Source organism: Streptomyces sp. NPDC032161, from assembly GCF_040636995.1.
GTDB lineage: Bacteria > Actinomycetota > Actinomycetes > Streptomycetales > Streptomycetaceae > Streptomyces.
Map to the genome: position 1 here is coordinate 886457 of NZ_JBEZVN010000002.1, position 21265 is coordinate 907721.

The window sequence follows — 21265 nt, forward strand, 5'->3', positions numbered from 1 at the left end:
CTCGACCTGCGCCTCGACGATCTCGACCGGCTCGACCGCCTTCGGCGAACCCGCCGGAGACGTCGCCTTACGGACGGCACGACGACGCGGACGCGCGGGCGGCGCGGCCTCCGGCTCCGGGGTGCTGTCGGTCTCGGCGGTGGCGATGTCGGTCACCATGACGTCGACGGCCGTTATGGCCGGGGCGTCGACATCCTGCGTCTCCGTCACCGGCGGACCGGCCGGGCGGGACGCGGCGCGGCGCCTGCGGCGCGGCGGCAGCTTGTCGCCGGGTGCGTTGTTCTCTTCGATGTTCTCGATGTTCCCGGTCGTGCCGGGTTCGTTGGCCTGGGGCATGCGGGCGTTTCTCCCGTCAGGCTCCCGGGCGCCGCGTCTGGTTCCGGTCCGTCGCGGTTCGCGTGATGTGCGCGATACCGCCGTCCGGGGCGCGGGCGCCGCACGGGAGCTCGGTGTCTGGCTCGCCGGTTCCGTACGCGAGGTGCGCACGGCCTGGCGAAAGTCTTATTGGTCATCGCGCGGTCCGACCCAGGTGGCTCCCGAGTCTCAGGGCTGCGCTGCAACGACCGCCTTACGCGGAACCTGCACCTTCCGGCGCCGTCGCGACAGCGGTCCCGACGGCCGTGGGTGGGGCGGCCGGGGCTGCCTCGCGGTCGGGCGCGAGCGGGTCGGTCACCGTGCCGGACTCCTCGTCGAAGAGCCCCTGCGCCAGCCTGGTCACCGCTACCGGGACCGGCGGCGCCAGGTCGGCCACAACGCGGAGACCGGACAGGACGTCGTCAGGTCGGACGGCAGGTGTCACGTGCCGAACAACCAGCCGCAGTATCGCACAGGGCCTGCCCTCGGACCCATCAGGCAGGGAATCGAGGACTCGCAGGTCGACCACGGCGGCGCGGGCGTCGAAGGTCCGCACGCCGTTCTTCGCCCGGCGCTGCACCTCGACGATCTCCGCCCCGTTGAAGGCGTCCACGGCCGCGGTCGCCTCCTCGACGGGAACCCCGTCGAGACGCAGCTCCCACACGGAGGCGGCCAGCCGCTCGGCGAGACCCGACGTGCGGGCCTCCACGGCGTCGACGACGTCGAGGCCGTCCGGCAGCGAAGCGTCGAGCAGCTCACGCAGAACGGCCGGGTCCCGCGCCTCGGTGAGGGCGATCTCCAGGAACTCGGCCTCGCTGCCCGTGCCGGTGGGGGCGGCATTGGCGTACGACACCTTCGGGTGCGGGGTGAACCCTGCCGAGTAGGCCATGGGCACCTCGGAACGGCGCAGCGCCCGCTCGAAGGCACGCTGGAAGTCGCGGTGACTGGTGAACCGGAGGCGGCCGCGCTTGGTGTAGCGCAGTCGGATGCGCTGCACCGCCGGTGCGGGCGGCGGGCCTTCGGGCTGTCGCTTGCCCAGTGGTTCTTCTCCTCGGTGCGGGGCGGACGCGGTGGCATGCCGCCCACGAAAATGCGGGGTGGCCCGGGGTGTCCGTCCGGCTCACGCCCGCTCGGTGGTCTGTCCTCCGAGCGGGGAGATCTCTGGTGCGGGCGCCGCGCTGGGCACAGTCGTTGCAATACCCAGAGTACGCGCAAGGCCGCCCCCGGGTTCCCAGGGCTCGGGCGCCCCCGCTCCACCGCCTGCCGTCGGCAGGCGTCGCGGAGCCCCCGGAACCCCTCTCCCCGCACCGCGCGCCACCGCTCCCGGCCCTTCGCCGGGCATCCGTACGACCGGAACCCCGCACCGGGCCGGGGCCCGGTGCGGGGTGCGGATCCGGGCCGGGCCCCGGGGACCGGGCGTGGCCCCGGGTCACGGCCGCACCCCGACCTCGTGTCATGTACGGGCTACGCTGTCGGCCCGGGCGGGGCCGTAGCGCAGAGGTCGTCGCGCGCGGTCTCCAAAACCGCGAGGACGCCGGTTCGAATCCGGCCGGTCCCGTCCGCGCCGTCCTCCGGTCGCCTGTCCGACGGCCTTCGTCGGACGGCGTCGCGCTGCTTCCGCTACTTCTTCACCATCAGCGGCAGCAGCTTCTTGCCGGTCGGGCCGATCTGGATGCTGGTGTCCATCTGCGGGCAGACGCCGCAGTCGAAGCACGGGGTCCAGCGGCAGTCCTCGACCTCGGTCTCGTCGAGCGCGTCCTGCCAGTCCTCCCAGAGCCAGTCCTTGTCCAGGCCCGAGTCCAGGTGGTCCCAGGGCAGGACCTCCTCGTAGGTGCGCTCACGGGTGGTGTACCAGTCGACGTCCACGCCGTACTCGGGCAGCGTCTTCCCGGCGGCGGTCATCCAGCGGTCGAAGCTGAAGTACTCGCGCCAGCCGTCGAAGCGACCGCCGGACTCGTAGACCTCGCGGATGACGGAGCCGACGCGGCGGTCGCCGCGCGAGAGCAGGCCCTCGACGATGCCGGGCTTGCCGTCGTGGTAGCGGAAACCGATGGAGCGGCCGTACTTCTTGTCGCCGCGGATCTTGTCGCGGAGCTTGGCCAGCCGGGCGTCGGTCTCCTCGGCGCTCAGCTGCGGGGCCCACTGGAACGGGGTGTGCGGTTTGGGCACGAATCCGCCGATGGAGACCGTGCAGCGGATGTCGTTCTGACCGGAGACCTCGCGGCCCTTGGCGATCACGTTGACCGCCATGTCACCGATCTGGAGGACGTCCTCGTCGGTCTCGGTGGGCAGCCCGCACATGAAGTACAGCTTCACCTGGCGCCAGCCGTTGCCGTAGGCGGTGGCGACCGTGCGGATCAGGTCCTCCTCCGAGACCATCTTGTTGATGACCTTGCGCATCCGCTCGGAGCCGCCCTCGGGGGCGAAGGTGAGTCCGGAGCGGCGGCCGTTGCGGGTCAGCTCGTTGGCCAGGTCCACGTTGAACGCGTCGACGCGGGTGGAGGGCAGCGAGAGGCCGATCTTGTCTTCCTCGTACCGGTCGGCGAGGCCCTTGGCGATGTCGCCGATCTCGGTGTGGTCGGCGGAGGACAGCGAGAGCAGCCCGACCTCCTCGAAGCCGGTCGCCCTGAGCCCCTTCTCGACCATCTCGCCGATGCCGGTGATGCTTCGCTCCCGCACGGGGCGCGTGATCATGCCGGCCTGGCAGAAACGGCAGCCGCGGGTGCAGCCGCGGAAGATCTCGACGGACATCCGCTCGTGGACGGTCTCGGCGAGGGGAACGAGGGGCTGCTTCGGGTACGGCCACTCGTCGAGGTCCATCACCGTGTGCTTCGACACCCGCCACGGCACGCCCGACCTGTTGGGCAGGACCCGGCCGATGCGCCCGTCCGGGAGGTACTCGACGTCGTAGAAGCCCGGGACGTACACGCCGCCGGTCTTCGCGAGGCGGAAGAGGATCTCCTCGCGCCCGCCGGGGCGGCCCTCGGCCTTCCAGGCGCGGACGATGTCGGTGATCTCCAGCACGGCCTGCTCGCCGTCGCCGATCACCGCGCAGTCGATGAACTCCGCGATCGGCTCCGGGTTGAACGCGGCGTGACCGCCGGCCAGCACGATCGGGTCGTCGACGGTGCGGTCCCGGGCCTCCAGCGGGATGCCCGCGAGGTCCAGCGCGGCGAGCATGTTGGTGTAGCCGAGCTCGGTGGAGAAGCTCAGCCCGAAGACGTCGAACGCCTTGACCGGGCGGTGGCTGTCCACCGTGAACTGCGGGACCCGGTGCTTGCGCATCAGCTCTTCGAGGTCCGGCCACACGCTGTACGTGCGCTCGGCGAGGACGCCCTCGCGCTCGTTGAGCACCTCGTACAGGATCATGACGCCCTGATTGGGGAGCCCGACCTCGTACGCGTCCGGGTACATCAGCGCCCAGCGGACGTCGCATTCGTCCCACGGCTTGACGGTGGAGTTCAGCTCACCGCCGACGTACTGGATGGGCTTCTGCACATGCGGGAGCAGAGCTTCGAGCTGTGGGAAGACCGAATCGACAGACATCGCGAACTTTCGAGAGCCGGCAAGGGTGACCATCCAGCGTACCCCGGCGTCCGGTCTCCCAGTGCCCTCCGCCGGGCCCCCGCGGGCCCGCCCCACCCGCCTCTCCCCGTCCCGCTCAGCCTCCCAGGGCCCTGCGCACCTTCGGTCTCGCGGCCCGCTCCCACACCGCCGGAAGCTGCCGCTCCTCCTCGGCGGCCGTCGCCTCCTCCCGCCCGTGGAGCAGCCCCCAGGTGAACCCCTGCTCACCCGCCGCATGCGCCTGGACGGCCAGGTCCCGCAGGGCGTCACGGGCCACCACGCTGTCCTGGTGGTCCCCGAGAAGCGTCTGCACGGCCTTCATCCGCGAGGCGAACCGCCGGGCCGGCTTGCCCAGCGCGGGACAGGCCGCCTCCGCCGCGTAGCGGGCGCGCTTGGCGGCCTTGCGGGCGTCGTGCAGGGCGAGGTTCCGGTCGTGGCCGGGCGGAAGCTCCAGTGCGTGGCCGACGCGGGCCGCGAGGCGCCCGTACTCCTTGAGCACGGCGCGGGGCAGCGCGCGCCCGGGGGCGTGGGACGCGGCGGACCGCAGCGGCGGGTCGGCGAGCAGGGCGTCGAGACGGTTCAGCAGGGCCAGGTACCGATCGCCGTCGAGCACCGCGACGGTACGGCGCCGGGAACCGCCCCGGCGGGCCCCCGACCAGATCTGCAGCCGGGCGCGGACGGGGCCGAGGACCAGGGTGCGGGGCAGGGTGTCCAGGGCCGCGCGCAGCCGGGCGTCGAGGACCTCCTGGTCGCGGTCGATCCCGAGCTCGGCGGCCAGCCATTTCAGCTCGTCGCCGATCGGGTCGGTGACGCCCCGGTCGAGGATCCTGCGGTACGTCCGCAACGCGCTGCGGAACCTTCGGGTGGCGACCCGCATCCGGTGCACGGAGTCGGGGAGGTCGCGGCGCACGGCCGGGTCGAGGGCGACGATGTCCTCGATCTGGGCGCGGAGGTACGCGAGGACGTGATCGCCCGCGGTGACGGGTCCGGCGCCCTCCCGGGTGCCCGGAGCGGTCCCTTCGCGCGCCTTGTCCCTCCGGACGCCCGGAACGGTCTCAACGGCTTCTTGGCGTGCGGTGTGCTCCCAGGAGTCCGGCCGGGCCCCCCGGCGCGCGGCCCGTCCGTCCTCGGTCCCCCGCCCGTCTCCCGTACCCCGCCCGTCTCCCGGGTCCGTCTCGGCGAGCGCACGTGCCGCCTTGGACGGGGCCGCGGACGGGCGGACGCCCGCCTTGCGCAGCCGTTTCTCGACGGCGTCGAGGAGGGCGGGGTCGGTGCCGTCGGCCAGCTCGACCTCGATCTCGGTCCAGACGGCCGTGCCGCCTCGGCCGGGCCGCCCTCCGGCCTCCCCGCCGGGCTGCCGTCCGGCCTCGCCGCCGATCAGCCGTTCGGCACGCACGGTGTCGACCGAGACTTCGGCGAGCGACGATCCGTCGGCGCCGGTCAGGCGATGGACGTCGCGGGCGGTGCGCAGCCGGACGACGGGGACGAGCGCGCCGTCGCGCACCCGCGAGCGGACCAGTCCGGCCAGGGAGCGCGGCAGGGTGTCGGAGAGCGGTTCGCGCAGCTCGTCGCGGATGCCGGAGGCGACCGGGAACTTGAGGTGCCACCCGGCGTCGTCGCCTCCGGTGCGGCGGCGCAGGGTGATGGAAGCGGCCGCGAGCCGGAGGTCCTCGGTGTCGTAGTAGACGGCGTCCAGTTCGCCGACGCCCTGGTGGACGACGGACGAGACCCCGGCCACCCGGCTCAGATCGGGGAGCCGGGTCTCCGCGGTGGCTTCGTACTTGCGCTCGATCTCACGCTTCGAGTCCGCCATAGACCGAATCTAGCGCTCCGGCCGGGAAGGTTCACCGGCTCGGAGCCTGCCGGGTGGCCTCCGGCCAAGCGGACGCGGGCCACCCGACAGGCTCTCAGGCGCTTATCGGCCGCTGCACCCTGATCGACTGGAGCAGCCCGACGGCGACCCAGACGGCGAACATCGAGGACCCTCCGTACGACACGAACGGCAGCGGGAGCCCGGCGACCGGCATGATGCCGAGCGTCATCCCGATGTTCTCGAACGACTGGAAGGCGAACCAGGCGATGATCCCGGCGGCGACGATCGTGCCGTACAGCTCGCTGGTCTCACGGGCGATCCGGCAGGCGCGCCACAGGACGACGCCGAGCAGCACGAGGATCAGCCCGGCGCCGAGGAAACCGAGCTCCTCGCCCGCGACGGTGAAGACGAAGTCGGTCTGCTGCTCGGGGACGAACTGGCCGGTGGTCTGGGTGCCCTGGAACAGGCCCGTTCCGGTGAGACCGCCGGAGCCGATCGCGATGCGGGCCTGGTTGGTGTTGTAGCCGACGCCCGCGGGGTCGAGCGCCGGGTTGGCGAAGGCCGCGAAGCGGGCGATCTGGTACTCGTCGAGCAGACCGAGCTGCCAGACCGCGACCGCACCGGCCACACCCGTGCCGAGCAGACCGAACACCCAGCGGTTGGAGGCGCCGGAGGCGAGCAGCACCCCGAGCACGATGACGGCCATGACCATCACGGAGCCCAGGTCGGGCATCCCCATCACGATCGCCATCGGCACGGCCGCCAGGCCCAGCGCCTTGGCGACCGTCCGGTGGTCCGGGTGGAGCTGGTCGCCCGCGTCGACGCGCTCGGCGAGCAGCATCGCCATGATCAGGATGATGGTGATCTTGGTGAACTCGGACGGCTGGATGGAGAAGCCGCCGCCGATGATGATCCAGGCGTGCGCGCCGTTGACGGTGGCACCGAGCGGGGTGAGGACCGCCAGCACGAAGAGCACCGAGACGCCGTAGAGGATCGGCACGGCGCCGCGCAGGGTGCGGTGGCCGAGCCAGATCGTGCCGACCATCAGGGCGAAGCCGATGCCCGTGTTGAGGGCGTGCCGGAGCAGGAAGTAGTACGGGTCGCCGTGGGTGAGCGAGTCCCGTCCCCGGGTCGCCGACCAGACGAGCAGCGAGCCGATGAACGAGAGCGCGAGCGCGGACCCGAGCAGCGGCCAGTCGAGCCGGCGGACGACGGAGTCACGGGCGACGAGCTTGCCCCAGGTGGAGCGTTCGGGGGTGTAGCGCGAGACGGAGAAGCCGGCCATCAGTCGCGCCTCCCCAGGACGGCCGCGAGGGTCTGCTCCTGCGCGGGCTTCTGCGAGGCGGGGTTGTAGGGCTTGATCTCCGGGGCTTCGATGGAACCGTCCGACTGGATCTTCGGCAGGGACTTCTGCGGCGTGGGCAGCAGAGCCTTCTTCAGGTCCTGCTTGCCGGAGTCGTCGAGGCCGTAGATGGCGTCGTAGATGTTGCGCACGGCGGGCCCGGACGCACCGGAGCCGGTGCCGCCCTGGGAGATCGTCATGACGATCGAGTAGTCCTTGGTGTACGTGGCGAACCAGGAGGTCGTCTGCTTGCCGTAGACCTCCGCCGTGCCCGTCTTGGCGTGCATCGGGATCTTGTCCTGCGGCCAGCCGCCGAACCGCCAGGCGGCCGATCCCCGGGTCGCGACCCCGGCGAGGGCCTCGTCCATCTCGTTGCGGGTCTTGCGCGAGAAGGGCAGCTTGCCGTGCGACTTGGGCCTGATCTCCTTGACCGTCCTGCCGTCGCCGCTGACGATCGCCTTGCCGACGGTGGGGTCGTAGAGGGTGCCGCCGTTGGAGATCGCGGCGTAGATGGTGGCCATCTGGATCGGGGTGACGAGGGTGTCGCCCTGCCCGATCGAGTAGTTCACGGAGTCACCGGCGCGCATCCTGTCGCCTTCGAGGCAGTTCTCGTACGCGATCTTCTCGACGTACGAGCCGTCCTTCTTGCCCTGCTTGCACCAGGCGTCCTTGTTCGCCTCGTAGAACTTCTGCTTCCACTGGCGGTCGGGGACCCGGCCGCTAACCTCGTTGGGGAGGTCGATGCCGGTCTCCTTGCCGAGGCCGAACTGGTGGGCGGTCCTGTAGAACCAGTCCTTGGCGTCCTTCTTCGGCTTGTTGCCGCCGTCCTTCTGCCACTCCTTGTGCGCGATGCCGTAGTAGACGGTGTCGCAGGAGACCTCCAGGGCGCGCCCGATGGTGATGTCGCCGTAGCCCTGGGACTCGAAGTTCTTGAACACCTGCCCGCCGATGCTGTACGAGCTGGGGCAGGGGTAATGGCCGTCGAAGGGATAACCGGCGTTGACCGCTGCGGTCGAGGAGATGACCTTGAAGATCGAGCCGGGGGCGGCCTGGCCCTGGATGGCCCGGTTCAGCAGCGGGAAGTTGGACTTGGGGCCGGTGAGCCTGGCGTAGTCCTTGGCGGAGATGCCACCGACCCAGGAGTTGGGGTCGTAGTTGGGCAGCGAGGCCATCGCCACGACGCGCCCGGTCTTCGCCTCCATGACGACGACGGCACCGGAGTCGGCCTTGTAGTTCTCGCCGGTGTTCTTGTCGAACGACTGGCGGGCCGCCTTCATGGCCTCGTTGAGCTCGTACTCGGCGACGGCCTGGACCCGGGCGTCGATGGAGGTGACGACGGAGGAGCCGGGCTGCGCCTCGTCGTTCTTGGCCTCGCCGATGACCCGGCCGAGGTTGTCCACCTCGTAGCGGGTGACCCCGGCCTTTCCGCGCAGCTCCTTGTCGTAGGTGCGCTCCAGGCCGGAGCGGCCGACCTGGTCGGATCGCAGGTACGGGGAGTCGGTGTCCTGGGCCTTGGTGATCTCCTCGTCGGTGACCGGCGAGAGGTAGCCGAGGACCTGGGCGGTGTTGGCCTTGCCGGGCGCGGGGTAGCGGCGCACGGCGGTGGGTTCGGCGGTGATGCCGGGGAAGTCCTCGGCGCGCTCGCGGATCGTGAGGGCCTGCTGGGTGGTGGCCTCGTCGGTGATCGGGATCGGCTGGTAGGGCGACCCGTTCCAGCAGGGCTGGGGCGTCTTCGCGTCGCAGAGCCGCACCTTGTCCATGACCTCGCGGGGCTTCATTTCGAGGACGCCCGCGAGCCGGGTCAGCACGTCCTCGCCGTCGTCCTTCATCTTCATCAGCTCGGTGCGGCTCGCGGAGACGACCAGCCGGGTCTCGTTGTCGGCGAGGGGGACGCCGCGCGCGTCGAGGATGGAGCCGCGGACGGCGGGCTGCACGACCTGCTGGACGTGGTTGCTCTTCGCCTCGTCGCTGTACTCCTGACCGTTGCGGATCTGGAGGTACCAGAGCCGCCCGCCGAGGGTGAACAGCAGCGAGAACACGAGGACCTGGATGACGACGAGACGGATCTGGACCCTGGGGGTCCGGCCGGTCTCGGGGATGTTGCTCACGAGGCGCCCCCGAGGGTGGTCGGGCTGGAGATGCGGTGCGTGCCGTCATGACGGGACGGGCCGGGTGTACGGGACCGGGCACGGGACGGGCCGTGGGTACCGGATGTGCCGGGGGTACGGGGCGCGCCCGGGACACGGTTCGCGCCCGTGGTGCCCGCCCGGTGGTGCGGCCTCACAGTCGCTTGACTCCCTTGATCCGTCCGGCGCGTGTGGCCCGGCGGGCGGCCCTGACGCGCAGTCCGCCGCGCTGGTCACCGACCCGCAGCCCGGTGCCCGAGGCCAGCCATCCGGAGGACACGTCGCCGCCGGACGCCTCGGCGACCGGGTCGTTCACGGTCCGTCTGGCGATGGCCATGATCAGCGGCACGGTGAACGGGGCGAGCAGCAGGTCGTAGAGGGCGGCGGTGAACAGCAGGCTGCCGAGGCCCACGTGGCGGGCCGCCGTGTCCCCGACGAGTGCGCCGACCAGCGCGTAGAGCAGGGTCGAGCCGATCGCCGCGCCGACGACCGCGACCATCGGCACGGCGGCCGACCTGAGCTGCCCGTTCTCCGGCTTGACCAGTCCGGCGAGATAGCCGATGACGCAGAGGACCAGGGCGTAGCGCCCGGCGGCGTGGTCGGCGGGCGGTGCCAGGTCGGCGAGGAGGCCCGCGCCGAAGCCGATCAGGGCCCCGCTGGTGTGTCCGTACACGAAGGCCAGGGCGAGGACGACGAGGAGCAGCAGATCGGGCACGGCGCCGGGGAGCTGGAGGCGGGCGAGCACCGAGACCTGGACGACGAGCGCCACCACGACCAGGACGGTGGAGAGCAGAATCCGGTTGAGACGCATGGGGATCGGCGCTACCTCTGCTCGTCGTCCGCGGCGGTGCGGGCGCCCGGGCTGCCGCTCGGGTCGGGGCCGCCGCTCGGGTCGGGGCTCTCGTGGATGTTGCCGACGACGTTGCCGTCGGTGTCGACGATGTCGCCGTTGGGCGAGATCGTCACGGTGACGGTCGGCGTGGGCTTCGGCTTGGCGGGCTTGGCCGGGGCCTTCGGCAGGACCATGTCGCGGGGGTCCTCGCGCGGGGCCTGGACGACGACACCGACGATGTCGAGCTTGGTGAACCCGACGTACGGGCGGACGTAGACGGTACGGGTCAGGCCGCCGCCGGACGGGTCGACGCGGACGACCTCGCCGACCGGGACGCCGGGCACGAACGGCTTGCCCTTGCTGGAGCCGAAGGTGACCAGGCGGTCGCCCTTCTTCACCTTGGCCTTGCCGTTGAGGAACTGGACCGACAGCGGCCGGGAGCCCTGGCCGGTGGCGAAGCCCAGTTCGTCGGTCTTCTCCATGCGGGTGCCGACGGTGAAGTCGGGGTCGTTGGCGAGGAGCACCGTGGCGGTCTCCGGGCCGACGGTGGTGACCCGGCCGACGAGCCCGTCGCCGTTGATGACGGTCATGTCGCGCCGGATGCCGTCGTGGGAGCCCGCGTCGATGGTGACCGTCCAGGAGAAGCCCTGGGCGGCTCCTATGGCGATGACCTCTGCGGCCTTGATGCCGTACTGCCCGGTGGCCGACTTCTTGAGCATCTTGTCGAGCTCGCGGACCCGGCTGCGGTTGCGGTCGTCGCTGCCGAGCGCGGTCTTGAGTGCGGCGTTCTGGCGCTCCAGTTCGGCGATCCGGTTGTGCCGGGTGCCCGAGTCGCGCACCGCTCCTATGGCGTTGCCCACCGGATCGACGGCGGCCGCGACGCCGTTCTCGACCGGGCCGAAGACGGCGGCGGCGGCCCGCCTGGCGCCGTCCACCGGTGATCCCTCGCCGCCTCGGATGTCCACCGTGATCAATGCGAACGCGATGGCGATCAGCAGCACCAGGAGCAGCCGGCTCTCTCGTGTGTCCCTCACGTGCGGCGGCCGTGCCTTCCTCGTCGGAATGTTCGTGCCTGTATATCAGCGATCCGCCGTACGGAACTCAGGGGTCCGTACGACGGACTGCCGGGTTGTCCACCCGCGTGCGCCCGTCCGCCCGCGGGCTCGTGCCCTGCCGTCTACCGGCGGGGCTGGGCGTCCAGCACCTGCTGGAGCGCCTCGAATTCCTCGACGCACTTGCCGGAGCCGAGCGCCACCGAGTCCAGCGGGTCCTCGGCGATGTGGATCGGCATGCCCGTCTCGCGGCGCAGCCGCTCGTCCAGCCCGCGCAGCAGCGCGCCGCCGCCGGTGAGGACGATGCCGCGGTCCATGACGTCGCCGGAGAGCTCCGGCGGGCACTTGTCGAGCGTGGTCTTCACGGCGTCGACGATCGCGTTGACCGGCTCCTCGATGGCCTTGCGGACCTCGGCTGCCGAGATGACCACGGTCTTGGGCAGTCCGGAGACCAGGTCGCGGCCACGGATCTCGGTGTGCTCGTCCTTCTTCAGGTCGTCCGCCGAGCCGATGGTGATCTTGATCTGCTCGGCCGATCGCTCGCCCAGGAGGAGCGAGTACTCCTTCTTGATGTGCTGGATGATCGCGTTGTCCAGTTCGTCGCCGGCGACCCGGATCGACTGGGCGGTGACGATGCCGCCGAGCGAGATGACCGCGACCTCGGTGGTGCCGCCGCCGATGTCGACGACCATGTTGCCGGTGGCCTCGTGGACCGGCAGCCCGGAGCCGATGGCCGCCGCCATGGGCTCCTCGATGATGTGCACCTGCCGGGCACCGGCCTGCGTCGACGCCTCGATGACGGCGCGGCGCTCGACCCCGGTGATGCCGGAGGGCACGCAGACCACGACCCGCGGACGGGCCAGGTAGCGGCGCTTGTGGATCTTCAGGATGAAGTAGCGGAGCATCCGCTCGGTGATCTCGAAGTCGGCGATCACGCCGTCCTTCAGCGGGCGCACGGCGACGATGTTGCCCGGAGTGCGCCCGATCATCTTCTTGGCCTCGGAGCCGACTGCCAGGATGCCGCCGGTGTTGGTGTTGATGGCCACGACGGACGGCTCGTTCAGTACGATGCCGCGCCCCCTGACGTACACCAGCGTGTTGGCAGTCCCGAGGTCGATAGCCATGTCACGACCGATGAACGACATTGAGTTCCCCTTGTTCCCCATGAGGATGCGTCGGGCCTCCCAGGAAAGCGATGATGGCTTGTTCTGGTCGGCGAGGTGAGCGCTGTGGGCGTGGAAGATTCCATCGTAGTGCCGTGTGGACGGACACCGCGCGAGGGTCCTTCGCCATTGTGGGCGGAACGGGTGGCCGTTCCACTCATGGTGACGTTACGTCGGAGTGATGCGTTCCCGCGACCCCGACTCGTATGCCGAAGGGCGACCGAATTAATTCGGTCGCCCCGGGTCATGAGCGCTGTTCGGCTGATTCGAGGTCAGAAAAGTCCGGGAAAGAAAAGCTTCAGTTCCCGCTCCGCGGACTCCTCCGAGTCCGAGGCGTGGATGAGGTTCTCCCGGACGATCGTGCCGAAGTCGCCCCGGATGGAACCGGGCGCGGCGGCGATCGGGTCGGTGGGCCCGGCCAGTGTACGGATGCCCTCGATGACCCGCTCCCCCTCGGCGACCAGCGCCACGACCGGACCGGACAGCATGAACTCGACGAGCGGCTCGTAGAACGGGCGGCCCACGTGCTCGGCGTAGTGCTGCTCCAGGGTGGCGCGGTCGAGGGTGCGCAGCTCCAGCGCGGTGATCCGCCAGCCGGCCTTGCGCTCGATCCGCCCGACGATCTCGCCGACCAGTCCGCGCCGGACGGCGTCGGGCTTGAGCAGAACGAGGGTGCGCTGGGTCATGGTGTGCGGCTCCTTGCGGGCATGCGGGTGCGGTGAGGCGAGGCTACAGGGCTGTAGGAACGGGTCCGCGACCGGGTTTGGCCAAAGGATGACGGATCAGCCACCGGCGGGGGCCTCCGTCGGCTCCTCCGCGGCCGCCCAGCGGGCCTTGGCCTCGTCGATCTTCCGGCCGTAGTGGACGGAGGCCCACCACAGACCGCCGAAGACCACGCCGAGAACGAACATCATCGGGACGAAGAATCCACTGGCCACCAGGGCGACCTGGAGGGCCCAGCCGAGCTGTGTGCCACCGGGACGGCCGAGCATCCCGCAGAGCAGCACGGAGAGCACCATGCCGATGCCGCAGACCGTCCAGACCGTCGAGGTCGTGAGGTCGTCCGATTTCATCGCGACGAGGCCGGCAAATCCGATCACGAAGAATTCACCGATCAGCGTCGACGCGCAGAGCATTCGCACGGGTCAGCGCCTTCCCAGAAGCAGTCGGGCCTCGCCGACCGTGATCACGGAACCCGTCACGAGCACGCCCGCGCCCGAGTATTCGGCCTCCTCCTCGGCGAGGGTGATCGCCGCCTCCAACGCGTCGTCGAGACGGGGTTCGACCTGGACGCGTTCGTCGCCGAAGACCTCGACGGCGACGGCGGCCAGGGCGTCGGCGTCCATCGCGCGGGGGGTGGAGTTCTGGGTGACGACGACCTCGGCGAAGATCGGCTCGAAGGCTTCGAGAAGGCCCTTGACATCCTTGTCCTCGCTGACGCCGACGACCCCGATGAGCCGGGAGAAGCCGAACGACTCGGTGATCCCGTCGGCGGTGGCACGGGCGCCCGCCGGGTTGTGGGCGGCGTCCAGGACGACGGTCGGGCTGGAGCGGACCACTTCGAGGCGGCCGGGCGAGATCACCGAGGCGAACGCCGCGCGGACCGTGTCGGGGTCGAGCGGGCCGGGCCGCTCGGCACCGACCCCGAAGAACGCCTCCACGGCGCAGAGTGCCACCACCGCGTTGTGCGCCTGGTGGGCGCCGTACAGCGGGAGGAAGACCTCCTCGTACTCGCCGCCGAGCCCGCGCAGTGTCAGCAGCTGGCCGCCGACGGCGACCTCCCGGGAGACCACGCCGAACTCCATGCCCTCGCGGGCGACCGTGGCGTCCACCTCGACGGCCTTCTTCAGCATGACCTGTGCCGCGTCGACCGGCTGCTGCGCGAGGACGACCGTCGCGTCCTGCTTGATGATCCCGGCCTTCTCACCAGCGATCTCGGCGGGCGTGGCGCCCAGCCGGTCGGTGTGGTCCAGCGAGATGGGGGTGATCACGGCGACCGGGGCGTCGATGACGTTCGTCGCGTCCCAGCTGCCGCCCATGCCGACCTCGACGACGGCGACGTCGACCGGTGCGTCGGCGAACGCCGCGTACGCCATGCCCGTCAGCACCTCGAAGAAGGAGAGCCGGTAGGGCTGCCGGCTGTCGACCAGCTCCACGTACGGCTGGATGTCCCGGTACGTCTCGACGAACCGCTCCGGGTCCATCGGGGCGCCGTCCAGGCTGATCCGCTCGGTGATCGACTGGACGTGCGGCGAGGTGTATCGGCCGGTGCGCAGGTCGAAGGCGCCGAGCAGGGCCTCGATCATGCGGGCCGTGCTCGTCTTGCCGTTGGTCCCGGTGATGTGGATCGAGGGGTAGGCGCGCTGCGGCTCGCCGAGCACGTCCATCAGCGCGGCGATGCGCGTGACGGAGGGCTCCAGCTTCGTCTCGCCCCAGCGCCCGGCGAGCTCCTGCTCCACCTCGCGCAGCGCCCTGTCCACCTCGGGGTCGGCGGGGCGGGCGGGGACGGCCTGGCCGTGCGGCGGGCCCGAGCGGGTGCGCAGCGTACGGCTCCCGGCCTCGATCACCGCCAGGTCGGGGTCGCGCTGGGTCGCTTCGTCGACGATGTCCGCGAAGGCGTCGTCGGAATCGGAGGCGTCGTGCCGGTCGGAAGGGCGGGGCTCACTCACGGGGCCAGTCTACGGATCGGCGACGGCGACACGCGCGGCGCCCGGCGGCGGGACGGTGACGGCTCCGGTCGCGGGCCCGGTGACGCGCCGGAGCCCCGGCCGTGCGGTCCCGGGCACGGGCCCAGCCCCGGAGCCCCGGCCGTACGACGTCCGACGGCCGCCGACGGGCTCCCACGTTCCCCTCGTGCGCGGGGAACGGCGAAGCCCCCGCCCTCCCGCGCCTCGGCGGGGGTACGGGGGCTTCGCCAGGGCTCCGCTCAGCCCTGCGGCAGGTTCGCCAGCTGGGCGGTGATCCGCTCGATGTCCGCCTCGGCCTTGGCGAGACGGCCGCGGATCTTGTCGACCACGTTGTCCGGGGCCTTGGCGAGGAACGCCTCGTTGGCCAGCTTGCCGTTGGCCTGGGCCTTCTCCTTCTCGGCGGCGCCCAGGTCCTTCGCCAGGCGCTTGCGCTCGGCCTCGACGTCGATGGTGCCGGACAGGTCGAGGGCGACCGTGGCGCCGGCGACCGGCAGCGACGCGGTGGCGTGGAAGCCGTCCTCGGCGGGCTGGAGGCGCAGCAGCTGGCGGATGGCCGCCTCGTGCGGAGCGAGCACCGTACCGTCGAGGGTGAGTTCGGCCGGGACCTTCTGACCGGGCTGGAGGCCCTGGTCGGAGCGGAACCGACGGACCTCGGTGACGACCTGCTGGACGAGCGCGATCTCCTGCTCGGCCGCTTCGTCGCGGAACCCGCGGTCCTTCGGCCAGTCGGCGACGACCACGGACTCCTTGCCGGTGAGCGTGGTCCACAGCGTCTCGGTGACGAACGGCACGACCGGGTGCAGCAGGCGCAGCATCACGTCGAGGACCTCACCGAGGACCCGGCCGGAGACCTTCGCCTGCTCGCCGCCCGCGAAGAACGTGGTCTTGGACAGCTCGACGTACCAGTCGAAGACCTCGTCCCACGCGAAGTGGTAGAGCGCCTCGCTGAGCTTGGCGAACTGGAAGTCGTCGTAGTACGCGTCGACCTCGGCGACGGTCTTGTCGAGGCGCGACAGGATCCAGCGGTCGGTCACCGACAGCTGCTCGACGGGCGGCAGTGCGCCCTCGACCGTGGCGCCGTTCATCAGCGCGAAGCGCGTGGCGTTCCAGATCTTGTTGGCGAAGTTGCGCGAACCCTGGACCCAGTCCTCGCCGATCGGGACGTCGACGCCGGGGTTGGCGCCGCGCGCCAGGGTGAAGCGCAGCGCGTCGGAGCCGTACTTGTCCATCCAGTCCAGCGGGTTGACCGCGTTGCCGAAGGACTTCGACATCTTCTTGCCGAACTCGTCGCGGACCATGCCGTGCAGGACGACGGTGCGGAAGGGCGGGACGCCGTCGTTGACGTACAGGCCGAACATCATCATCCGGGCGACCCAGAAGAAGAGGATGTCGTAGCCGGTGACCAGGACGGAGTTCGGGTAGAACTTCGCGAGGCTGTCGGTCTTCTCCGGCCAGCCGAGCGTGGAGAACGGCCAGAGGCCGGAGGAGAACCAGGTGTCCAGGACATCGCTGTCCTGCGTCCAGCCCTCGCCCGTGGGGATCTCGTCGTCGGGTCCGACGCAGACGACCTCGCCGTTCGGGCCGTACCAGACGGGGATGCGGTGGCCCCACCACAACTGCCGCGAGATGCACCAGTCGTGGAGGTTGTCGACCCAGTCGAAGTACCGCTTCTCCATCTCCTGCGGATGGATCGCGACCTTGCCGTCGCGGACCGCGTCGCCGGCTGCCTTGGCGAGCGGGCCGACCTTGACCCACCACTGCATGGACAGGCGGGGCTCGATGGTGGTCTTGCAGCGCGAGCAGTGGCCGACGGAGTGGAGGTACGGCCGCTTCTCGGCGACGATCCGGCCCTCGGCGCGCAGGGCGCCGACGATCGCCGAGCGGGCCTCCAGGCGGTCCAGGCCCTGGAAGGGGCCGGGGGTGGTGATGACGGCGTGCTCGTCCATCACGGAGATGGACGGCAGGTCGTGGCGCTGACCGATCTCGAAGTCGTTCGGGTCGTGGGCCGGGGTGACCTTGACGGCGCCGGTGCCGAACTCGGGGTCGACGTGCTCGTCCGCGACGACCGGGATGGAACGGTCGGTCAGCGGCAGCCTGATGAGCTTGCCGATCAGGTGCCGGTAGCGCTCGTCCTCGGGGTGGACGGCGACGGCCGTGTCACCGAGCATGGTCTCGGCGCGGGTGGTGGCGACGACGATGGCGTCGTCCCCGTCGCCGTACTTCATGGAGACGAGCTCGCCGTCATCGTCCTGGTACTCGACCTCGATGTCGGAGATGGCGGTCAGACAGCGGGGGCACCAGTTGATGATGCGCTCGGCGCGGTAGATCAGCTCGTCGTCGTAGAGCCGCTTGAAGATGGTCTGGACGGCCTGGGACAGCCCCTCGTCCATGGTGAAGCGCTCGCGGGACCAGGCGACGCCGTCACCCAGACGGCGCATCTGGCCGGAGATCTGTCCGCCGGACTCGTTCTTCCACTTCCAGACGCGCTCGACGAAGGCCTCGCGGCCGAGGTCGTGGCGGGACTTGCCCTCCTTGCCCAGCTCGCGCTCGACGACGTTCTGGGTGGCGATGCCGGCGTGGTCCATGCCCGGCTGCCACAGCGTCTCGTGGCCCTGCATGCGCTTGCGGCGCGCGAGGGCGTCGATGAGCGTGTGCTCGAAGGCGTGGCCCAGATGGAGGCTGCCCGTGACGTTCGGCGGCGGGATGACGACCGCGTACGGCGGCTTGTCGCTCTTCGCGTCCGCCTCGAAGTAACCCCGTTCTACCCAGCGCTCGTACAGCTTCCCCTCTACCTCGGCCGGTGCGTACTGGGTCGGCAGTTCGGGGTTGCTGGCTGGCGTCTGCTGAGTGTTCTCGGTCACGGGGGACAGTTTACGGCTGTCACAGTCGTGCGCCGAAACCGGTTTGTTCGGTAACGGTGTACCACCCGATCGCCCATACGGGCGCCCTTTCCGTCAGGATGTTCGGAACACATAAGCATCACAACACCTCCGGTGAGCACTTCCGAACAGGGGACACCGCACATGAGCCACAACCAGCCCGGTCCGTACGGCCAGCAGCCTCCGCAGGGTCAGCCCAACCCCTACGGGGCCCAGCCGCCGCAGGGCCGGCCCGGACCGTACGGCCAGCAGCCGGGTCCCTACGGGCAGCCCCCGCAGGGCCAGCCCGGTTACGGCTACCCGCAGCAGGCCCCGGGCCCGCAGGGCGTCCCCCCGCAGCAGCCCCAGCCGGGCTACGGCCACCCGCAGCCCCAGCAGCCCGGCCCCTACGGCCAGCAGCCGCCCACTCCCCCGTACGGCCAGGCTCCGTACGGCGGCCAGATGCCGGTACCACCGCCCCAGCCGAAGAAGAAGACGGGCCTGGTCGTCGGCGGCATCGTGCTGGCACTCGCGGTCATCGGCGGCGGGGTGTACTTCGTGCTGTCGGGCAGCGGCGGCGCGAGCAACAGCGATGTCGCGGACTCCACCAAGGGCTACAAGATCACGGCGGCGGAGTCGGTGGACGACTACAAGAAGGCCCCGTCCGGCTCGGCACGGACCGAGGGCCCCCTGACCGGCGAGGCCAAGACCAGGGCCAACAATCTGGGCATCGAGAACCCCCAGCAGGTCGTCGCTTCGTACCAGTCCGGTTCCGAGACCGACCTGACGAACATGAAGTCCCTGACCTTCTCGGGCATCTGGGGTGAGGTCACCGACCCCGCGAAGGTCATCAACAGCGCCTTCACCGACGCCGAGTCGCTGTACAAGAAGGACGACAAGGACATGGAGGCCGAGCTCGACGGCAGCCCCAGGGCGGTCACCCCGGCGGGCTTCAAGGGCGCCCTGATGAAGTGCCAGGACATGAAGGTGACCAACAAGAAGGGCGACGGCACTCCCCAGAACGGCCCCAAGGAGTTCACGGTCCCCATCTGCGTCTGGGCCGACTACAGCACGGTCGGCACCGTCGTCGGCATCGACCTGAAGCTCGCCATGGCCGGCAAGGGTATGCCCCAGGACTCGCTGGCCGCCCTGACCGCCAAGCTCTACAACACGTCCCGCACCAAGCTCTGACCGCACCACGACACCACGAGGGGCGCCCGGCAGACGGATCTGCCGGGCGCCCCTCGGGTATGCGGGCCGCTACGCGGACTTCTCGTGGCGTCCGCCGTCGTTCTTGCCGATCGTGCGCGGCTCGCGCGGAACCAGCGTCGGGTTCACGTTGTCGCGGACGACGTCCGCGGTGATGACGACGCGGGCGACGTCCTTGCGGGACGGCACCTCGTACATCACCGACTGGAGGACCTCCTCCATGATGGCCCGCAGGCCACGCGCGCCCGTGCCGCGCAGGATCGCCTGGTCGGCGATGGCCTCCAGGGCCGGGCGGTCGAAGTCCAGCTCCACACCGTCGAGTTCGAAGAGACGTTGGTACTGCTTCACCAGGGCGTTACGCGGCTCGACCAGGATCTTGAGCAGCGCCTCGCGGTCCAGGTTGTGGACCGAGGTGAGGACGGGGAGACGGCCGATGAACTCCGGGATCATCCCGAACTTCACCAGGTCCTCCGGCATGACCTCCTGGAACTGGTCGCTCGCCTCGATCTCGCGCTTGGAGCGGATCGTCGCACCGAAGCCGATGCCCTTGGCGCCGGCGCGCGACTCGATGATCCTCTCCAGCCCGGAGAAGGCACCGCCCACGATGAACAGCACGTTCGTCGTGTCGATCTGGATGAACTCCTGGTGCGGGTGCTTCCGGCCGCCCTGCGGCGGGACGGAGGCGGTGGTGCCCTCCAGGATCTTCAGCAGGGCCTGCTGGACGCCCTCACCGGAGACGTCACGGGTGATCGACGGGTTCTCGCTCTTGCGGGCGACCTTGTCGATCTCGTCGATGTAGATGATCCCGGTCTCGGCCTTCTTGACGTCGTAGTCCGCCGCCTGGATCAGCTTGAGCAGGATGTTCTCGACGTCCTCGCCGACGTAGCCGGCCTCCGTCAGCGCCGTCGCGTCGGCGATGGCGAACGGGACGTTGAGCATGCGGGCCAGGGTCTGCGCGAGCAGCGTCTTCCCGGAGCCCGTGGGGCCCAGCAGAAGGATGTTGGACTTGGCCAGCTCGATGGCGTCGTCACGGCCCTGCGCGCCGCCGTTCTCGCCCGCCTGGACCCGCTTGTAGTGGTTGTACACAGCGACCGAGAGGGCCTTCTTCGCGGGCTCCTGCCCGACGACGTACCCCTCGAGGAACTCGTAGATCTCGCGCGGCTTGGGGAGTTCCTCCCACCGCACCTCGGAGGTCTCCGCGAGCTCCTCCTCGATGATCTCGTTGCAGAGATCGATGCACTCGTCGCAGATGTACACACCGGGTCCCGCGATGAGCTTCTTCACCTGCTTCTGGCTCTTTCCGCAGAACGAGCACTTGAGCAGATCGCCGCCATCACCGATGCGTGCCACGAGGTGCTTCCCCTTCGCCTGGGAGCAGCTTGGTTCAGCGGCTCCTGGTGCCTCTATCCGACGGTACCTTGCCTTGCCCCCCGTTCGGGCCCCCCTTGGCGCGGTTCACGCGGTTCGCGCGGTCCAAGCGTCATCAAACCGCCCGAATCCGCCGCGCCAAGGGCTGAAGGCCGACGTCAGGCGGCCGCTCCGGCCGTGCTCTTGCGGGTCGAGACGATCTGGTCGATCAGACCGTAGGCGAGGGCGTCCTCGGCGGTCAGGATCTTGTCGCGCTCGATGTCGTCGCGGATCTTCTCCAGCGGCGTGGTGGAGTGCTTGGCCAGCAGCTCCTCCAGCTGGGTGCGCATCCGCAGGATCTCGTTGGCCGCGATCTCCAGGTCGGAGAGCTGCTCACGGCCGGTCTGCGAGGACGGCTGGTGGATCAGCACCCGCGCGTTGGGCAGGGCCATCCGCTTGCCGGGCGTGCCCGCGGCGAGCAGGACGGCCGCGGCCGAGGCGGCCTGGCCCATGCAGACGGTCTGGATGTCCGGCTTCACGAACTGCATCGTGTCGTAGATCGCGGTGAGCGCGGTGAACGAGCCGCCGGGGCTGTTGATGTAGACGGAGATGTCACGGTCCGGGTCCATCGACTCCAGGCACAGCAGCTGGGCCATGACGTCGTTGGCCGAGGCGTCGTCGATCTGCACGCCGAGGAAGATCACGCGCTCCTCGAAGAGCTTCGCGTACGGGTCGTACTCGCGCACGCCCTGCGAGGTGCGCTCCACGAAGCGCGGGACGATGTAGCGGTTGTCCACCTGCGGGCCGGTGTAGAGGCCGCTCGCGGAGGCGCCGGGGAAGTTGTTCATGTGGGTGTTCACCATCCTGGTGGCGTTCTGTGGCTGGGTGTCTCGGCGTACGAGAGGTGCGCGCGGCGCG

16 protein-coding genes and 1 tRNA gene are annotated in these 21265 nt (G+C 70.3%); 2 read left to right on the forward strand and 15 right to left on the reverse strand.

Annotated elements, in window-relative coordinates; genetic code table 11:
• Together AB0E67_RS09655 and AB0E67_RS09660 are read right to left on the reverse strand one after the other, a co-directional pair.
• Window positions 1-336: hypothetical protein (locus AB0E67_RS09655; protein WP_362023190.1), on the reverse strand; the 336-nt coding region annotated here is incomplete at its 3' end.
• Between the two features lie 232 nt (window positions 337-568).
• The gene (locus AB0E67_RS09660; RefSeq protein WP_362023193.1) at window positions 569-1351 is read right to left on the reverse strand and encodes a TIGR03936 family radical SAM-associated protein; all 783 of its coding nucleotides are present in this window, start codon (window positions 1349-1351) and stop codon (window positions 569-571) included.
• A 486-nt stretch (window positions 1352-1837) separates the two neighbouring features.
• Here AB0E67_RS09660 and AB0E67_RS09665 point away from each other — a divergent pair.
• Window positions 1838-1912 (forward strand) — tRNA-Trp (locus AB0E67_RS09665).
• Window positions 1913-1974: 62 nt separating this feature from the next.
• Here AB0E67_RS09665 and AB0E67_RS09670 read toward each other — a convergent pair.
• From AB0E67_RS09670 to AB0E67_RS09720, 11 genes are all read right to left on the reverse strand, one after another.
• A complete protein-coding gene (locus AB0E67_RS09670; RefSeq protein ID WP_362023195.1) occupies window positions 1975-3900 on the reverse strand; it encodes a TIGR03960 family B12-binding radical SAM protein in 1926 nt (641 codons plus the stop codon).
• Window positions 3901-4015: 115 nt separating this feature from the next.
• Window positions 4016-5731: a CYTH and CHAD domain-containing protein gene (locus tag AB0E67_RS09675; RefSeq protein WP_362023197.1), complete on the reverse strand. Its 1716-nt coding sequence runs from the start codon at window positions 5729-5731 to the stop codon at window positions 4016-4018.
• Between the two features lie 94 nt (window positions 5732-5825).
• Entirely contained in the window at window positions 5826-7016 is a 1191-nt protein-coding gene (gene rodA / locus AB0E67_RS09680; RefSeq protein WP_351522570.1) for a rod shape-determining protein RodA, read from the reverse strand.
• Window positions 7016-9181 carry a penicillin-binding protein 2 gene (gene mrdA, locus AB0E67_RS09685; protein ID WP_362023201.1) on the reverse strand — a complete coding sequence of 722 codons (2166 nt, stop codon included), beginning with the start codon at window positions 9179-9181 and terminating at the stop codon, window positions 7016-7018. The genes rodA and mrdA overlap by 1 nt, the downstream gene beginning before the upstream one ends.
• Window positions 9182-9353: 172 nt before the next feature.
• The gene (gene mreD / locus AB0E67_RS09690; RefSeq protein ID WP_362023203.1) at window positions 9354-10010 is read right to left on the reverse strand and encodes a rod shape-determining protein MreD; all 657 of its coding nucleotides are present in this window, start codon (window positions 10008-10010) and stop codon (window positions 9354-9356) included.
• Window positions 10011-10021: 11 nt separating this feature from the next.
• A complete protein-coding gene (gene mreC, locus AB0E67_RS09695) occupies window positions 10022-11065 on the reverse strand; it encodes a rod shape-determining protein MreC (RefSeq protein WP_362023206.1) in 1044 nt (347 codons plus the stop codon).
• A gap of 143 nt (window positions 11066-11208) precedes the next feature.
• Complete coding sequence (locus AB0E67_RS09700) at window positions 11209-12228, reverse strand: rod shape-determining protein (protein WP_335936340.1); 1020 nt, start codon at window positions 12226-12228, stop codon at window positions 11209-11211.
• A 290-nt stretch (window positions 12229-12518) separates the two neighbouring features.
• Window positions 12519-12932, reverse strand: a complete 414-nt coding sequence (ndk, locus tag AB0E67_RS09705; protein ID WP_362023209.1) for a nucleoside-diphosphate kinase — start codon at window positions 12930-12932, stop codon at window positions 12519-12521.
• A gap of 96 nt (window positions 12933-13028) precedes the next feature.
• Window positions 13029-13388 carry a DUF4233 domain-containing protein gene (locus AB0E67_RS09710; RefSeq protein WP_362023212.1) on the reverse strand — a complete coding sequence of 120 codons (360 nt, stop codon included), beginning with the start codon at window positions 13386-13388 and terminating at the stop codon, window positions 13029-13031.
• Between the two features lie 3 nt (window positions 13389-13391).
• Entirely contained in the window at window positions 13392-14915 is a 1524-nt protein-coding gene (locus tag AB0E67_RS09715) for a folylpolyglutamate synthase/dihydrofolate synthase family protein (protein WP_362023214.1), read from the reverse strand.
• 257 nt (window positions 14916-15172) lie between these two features.
• Complete coding sequence (locus tag AB0E67_RS09720; RefSeq protein ID WP_362023217.1) at window positions 15173-17794, reverse strand: valine--tRNA ligase; 2622 nt, start codon at window positions 17792-17794, stop codon at window positions 15173-15175.
• Window positions 17795-17956: 162 nt separating this feature from the next.
• On the opposite strand from AB0E67_RS09720, the gene AB0E67_RS09725 reads away from it, so the two are divergent.
• Window positions 17957-18982, forward strand: a complete 1026-nt coding sequence (locus tag AB0E67_RS09725) for a hypothetical protein (RefSeq protein ID WP_362023626.1) — start codon at window positions 17957-17959, stop codon at window positions 18980-18982.
• 69 nt (window positions 18983-19051) lie between these two features.
• On the opposite strand, the gene clpX is transcribed toward AB0E67_RS09725, so the two are convergent.
• Window positions 19052-20350 (reverse strand): ATP-dependent Clp protease ATP-binding subunit ClpX, encoded by a 1299-nt coding sequence (gene clpX, locus AB0E67_RS09730; RefSeq protein ID WP_362023220.1) that lies wholly within the window; start codon window positions 20348-20350, stop codon window positions 19052-19054.
• Between the two features lie 176 nt (window positions 20351-20526).
• On the reverse strand, window positions 20527-21210 hold the full coding sequence (locus tag AB0E67_RS09735) for an ATP-dependent Clp protease proteolytic subunit (protein WP_351522557.1): 684 nt from the start codon (window positions 21208-21210) through the stop codon (window positions 20527-20529).
• Between the last annotated feature and the right edge of the window lie 55 nt (window positions 21211-21265).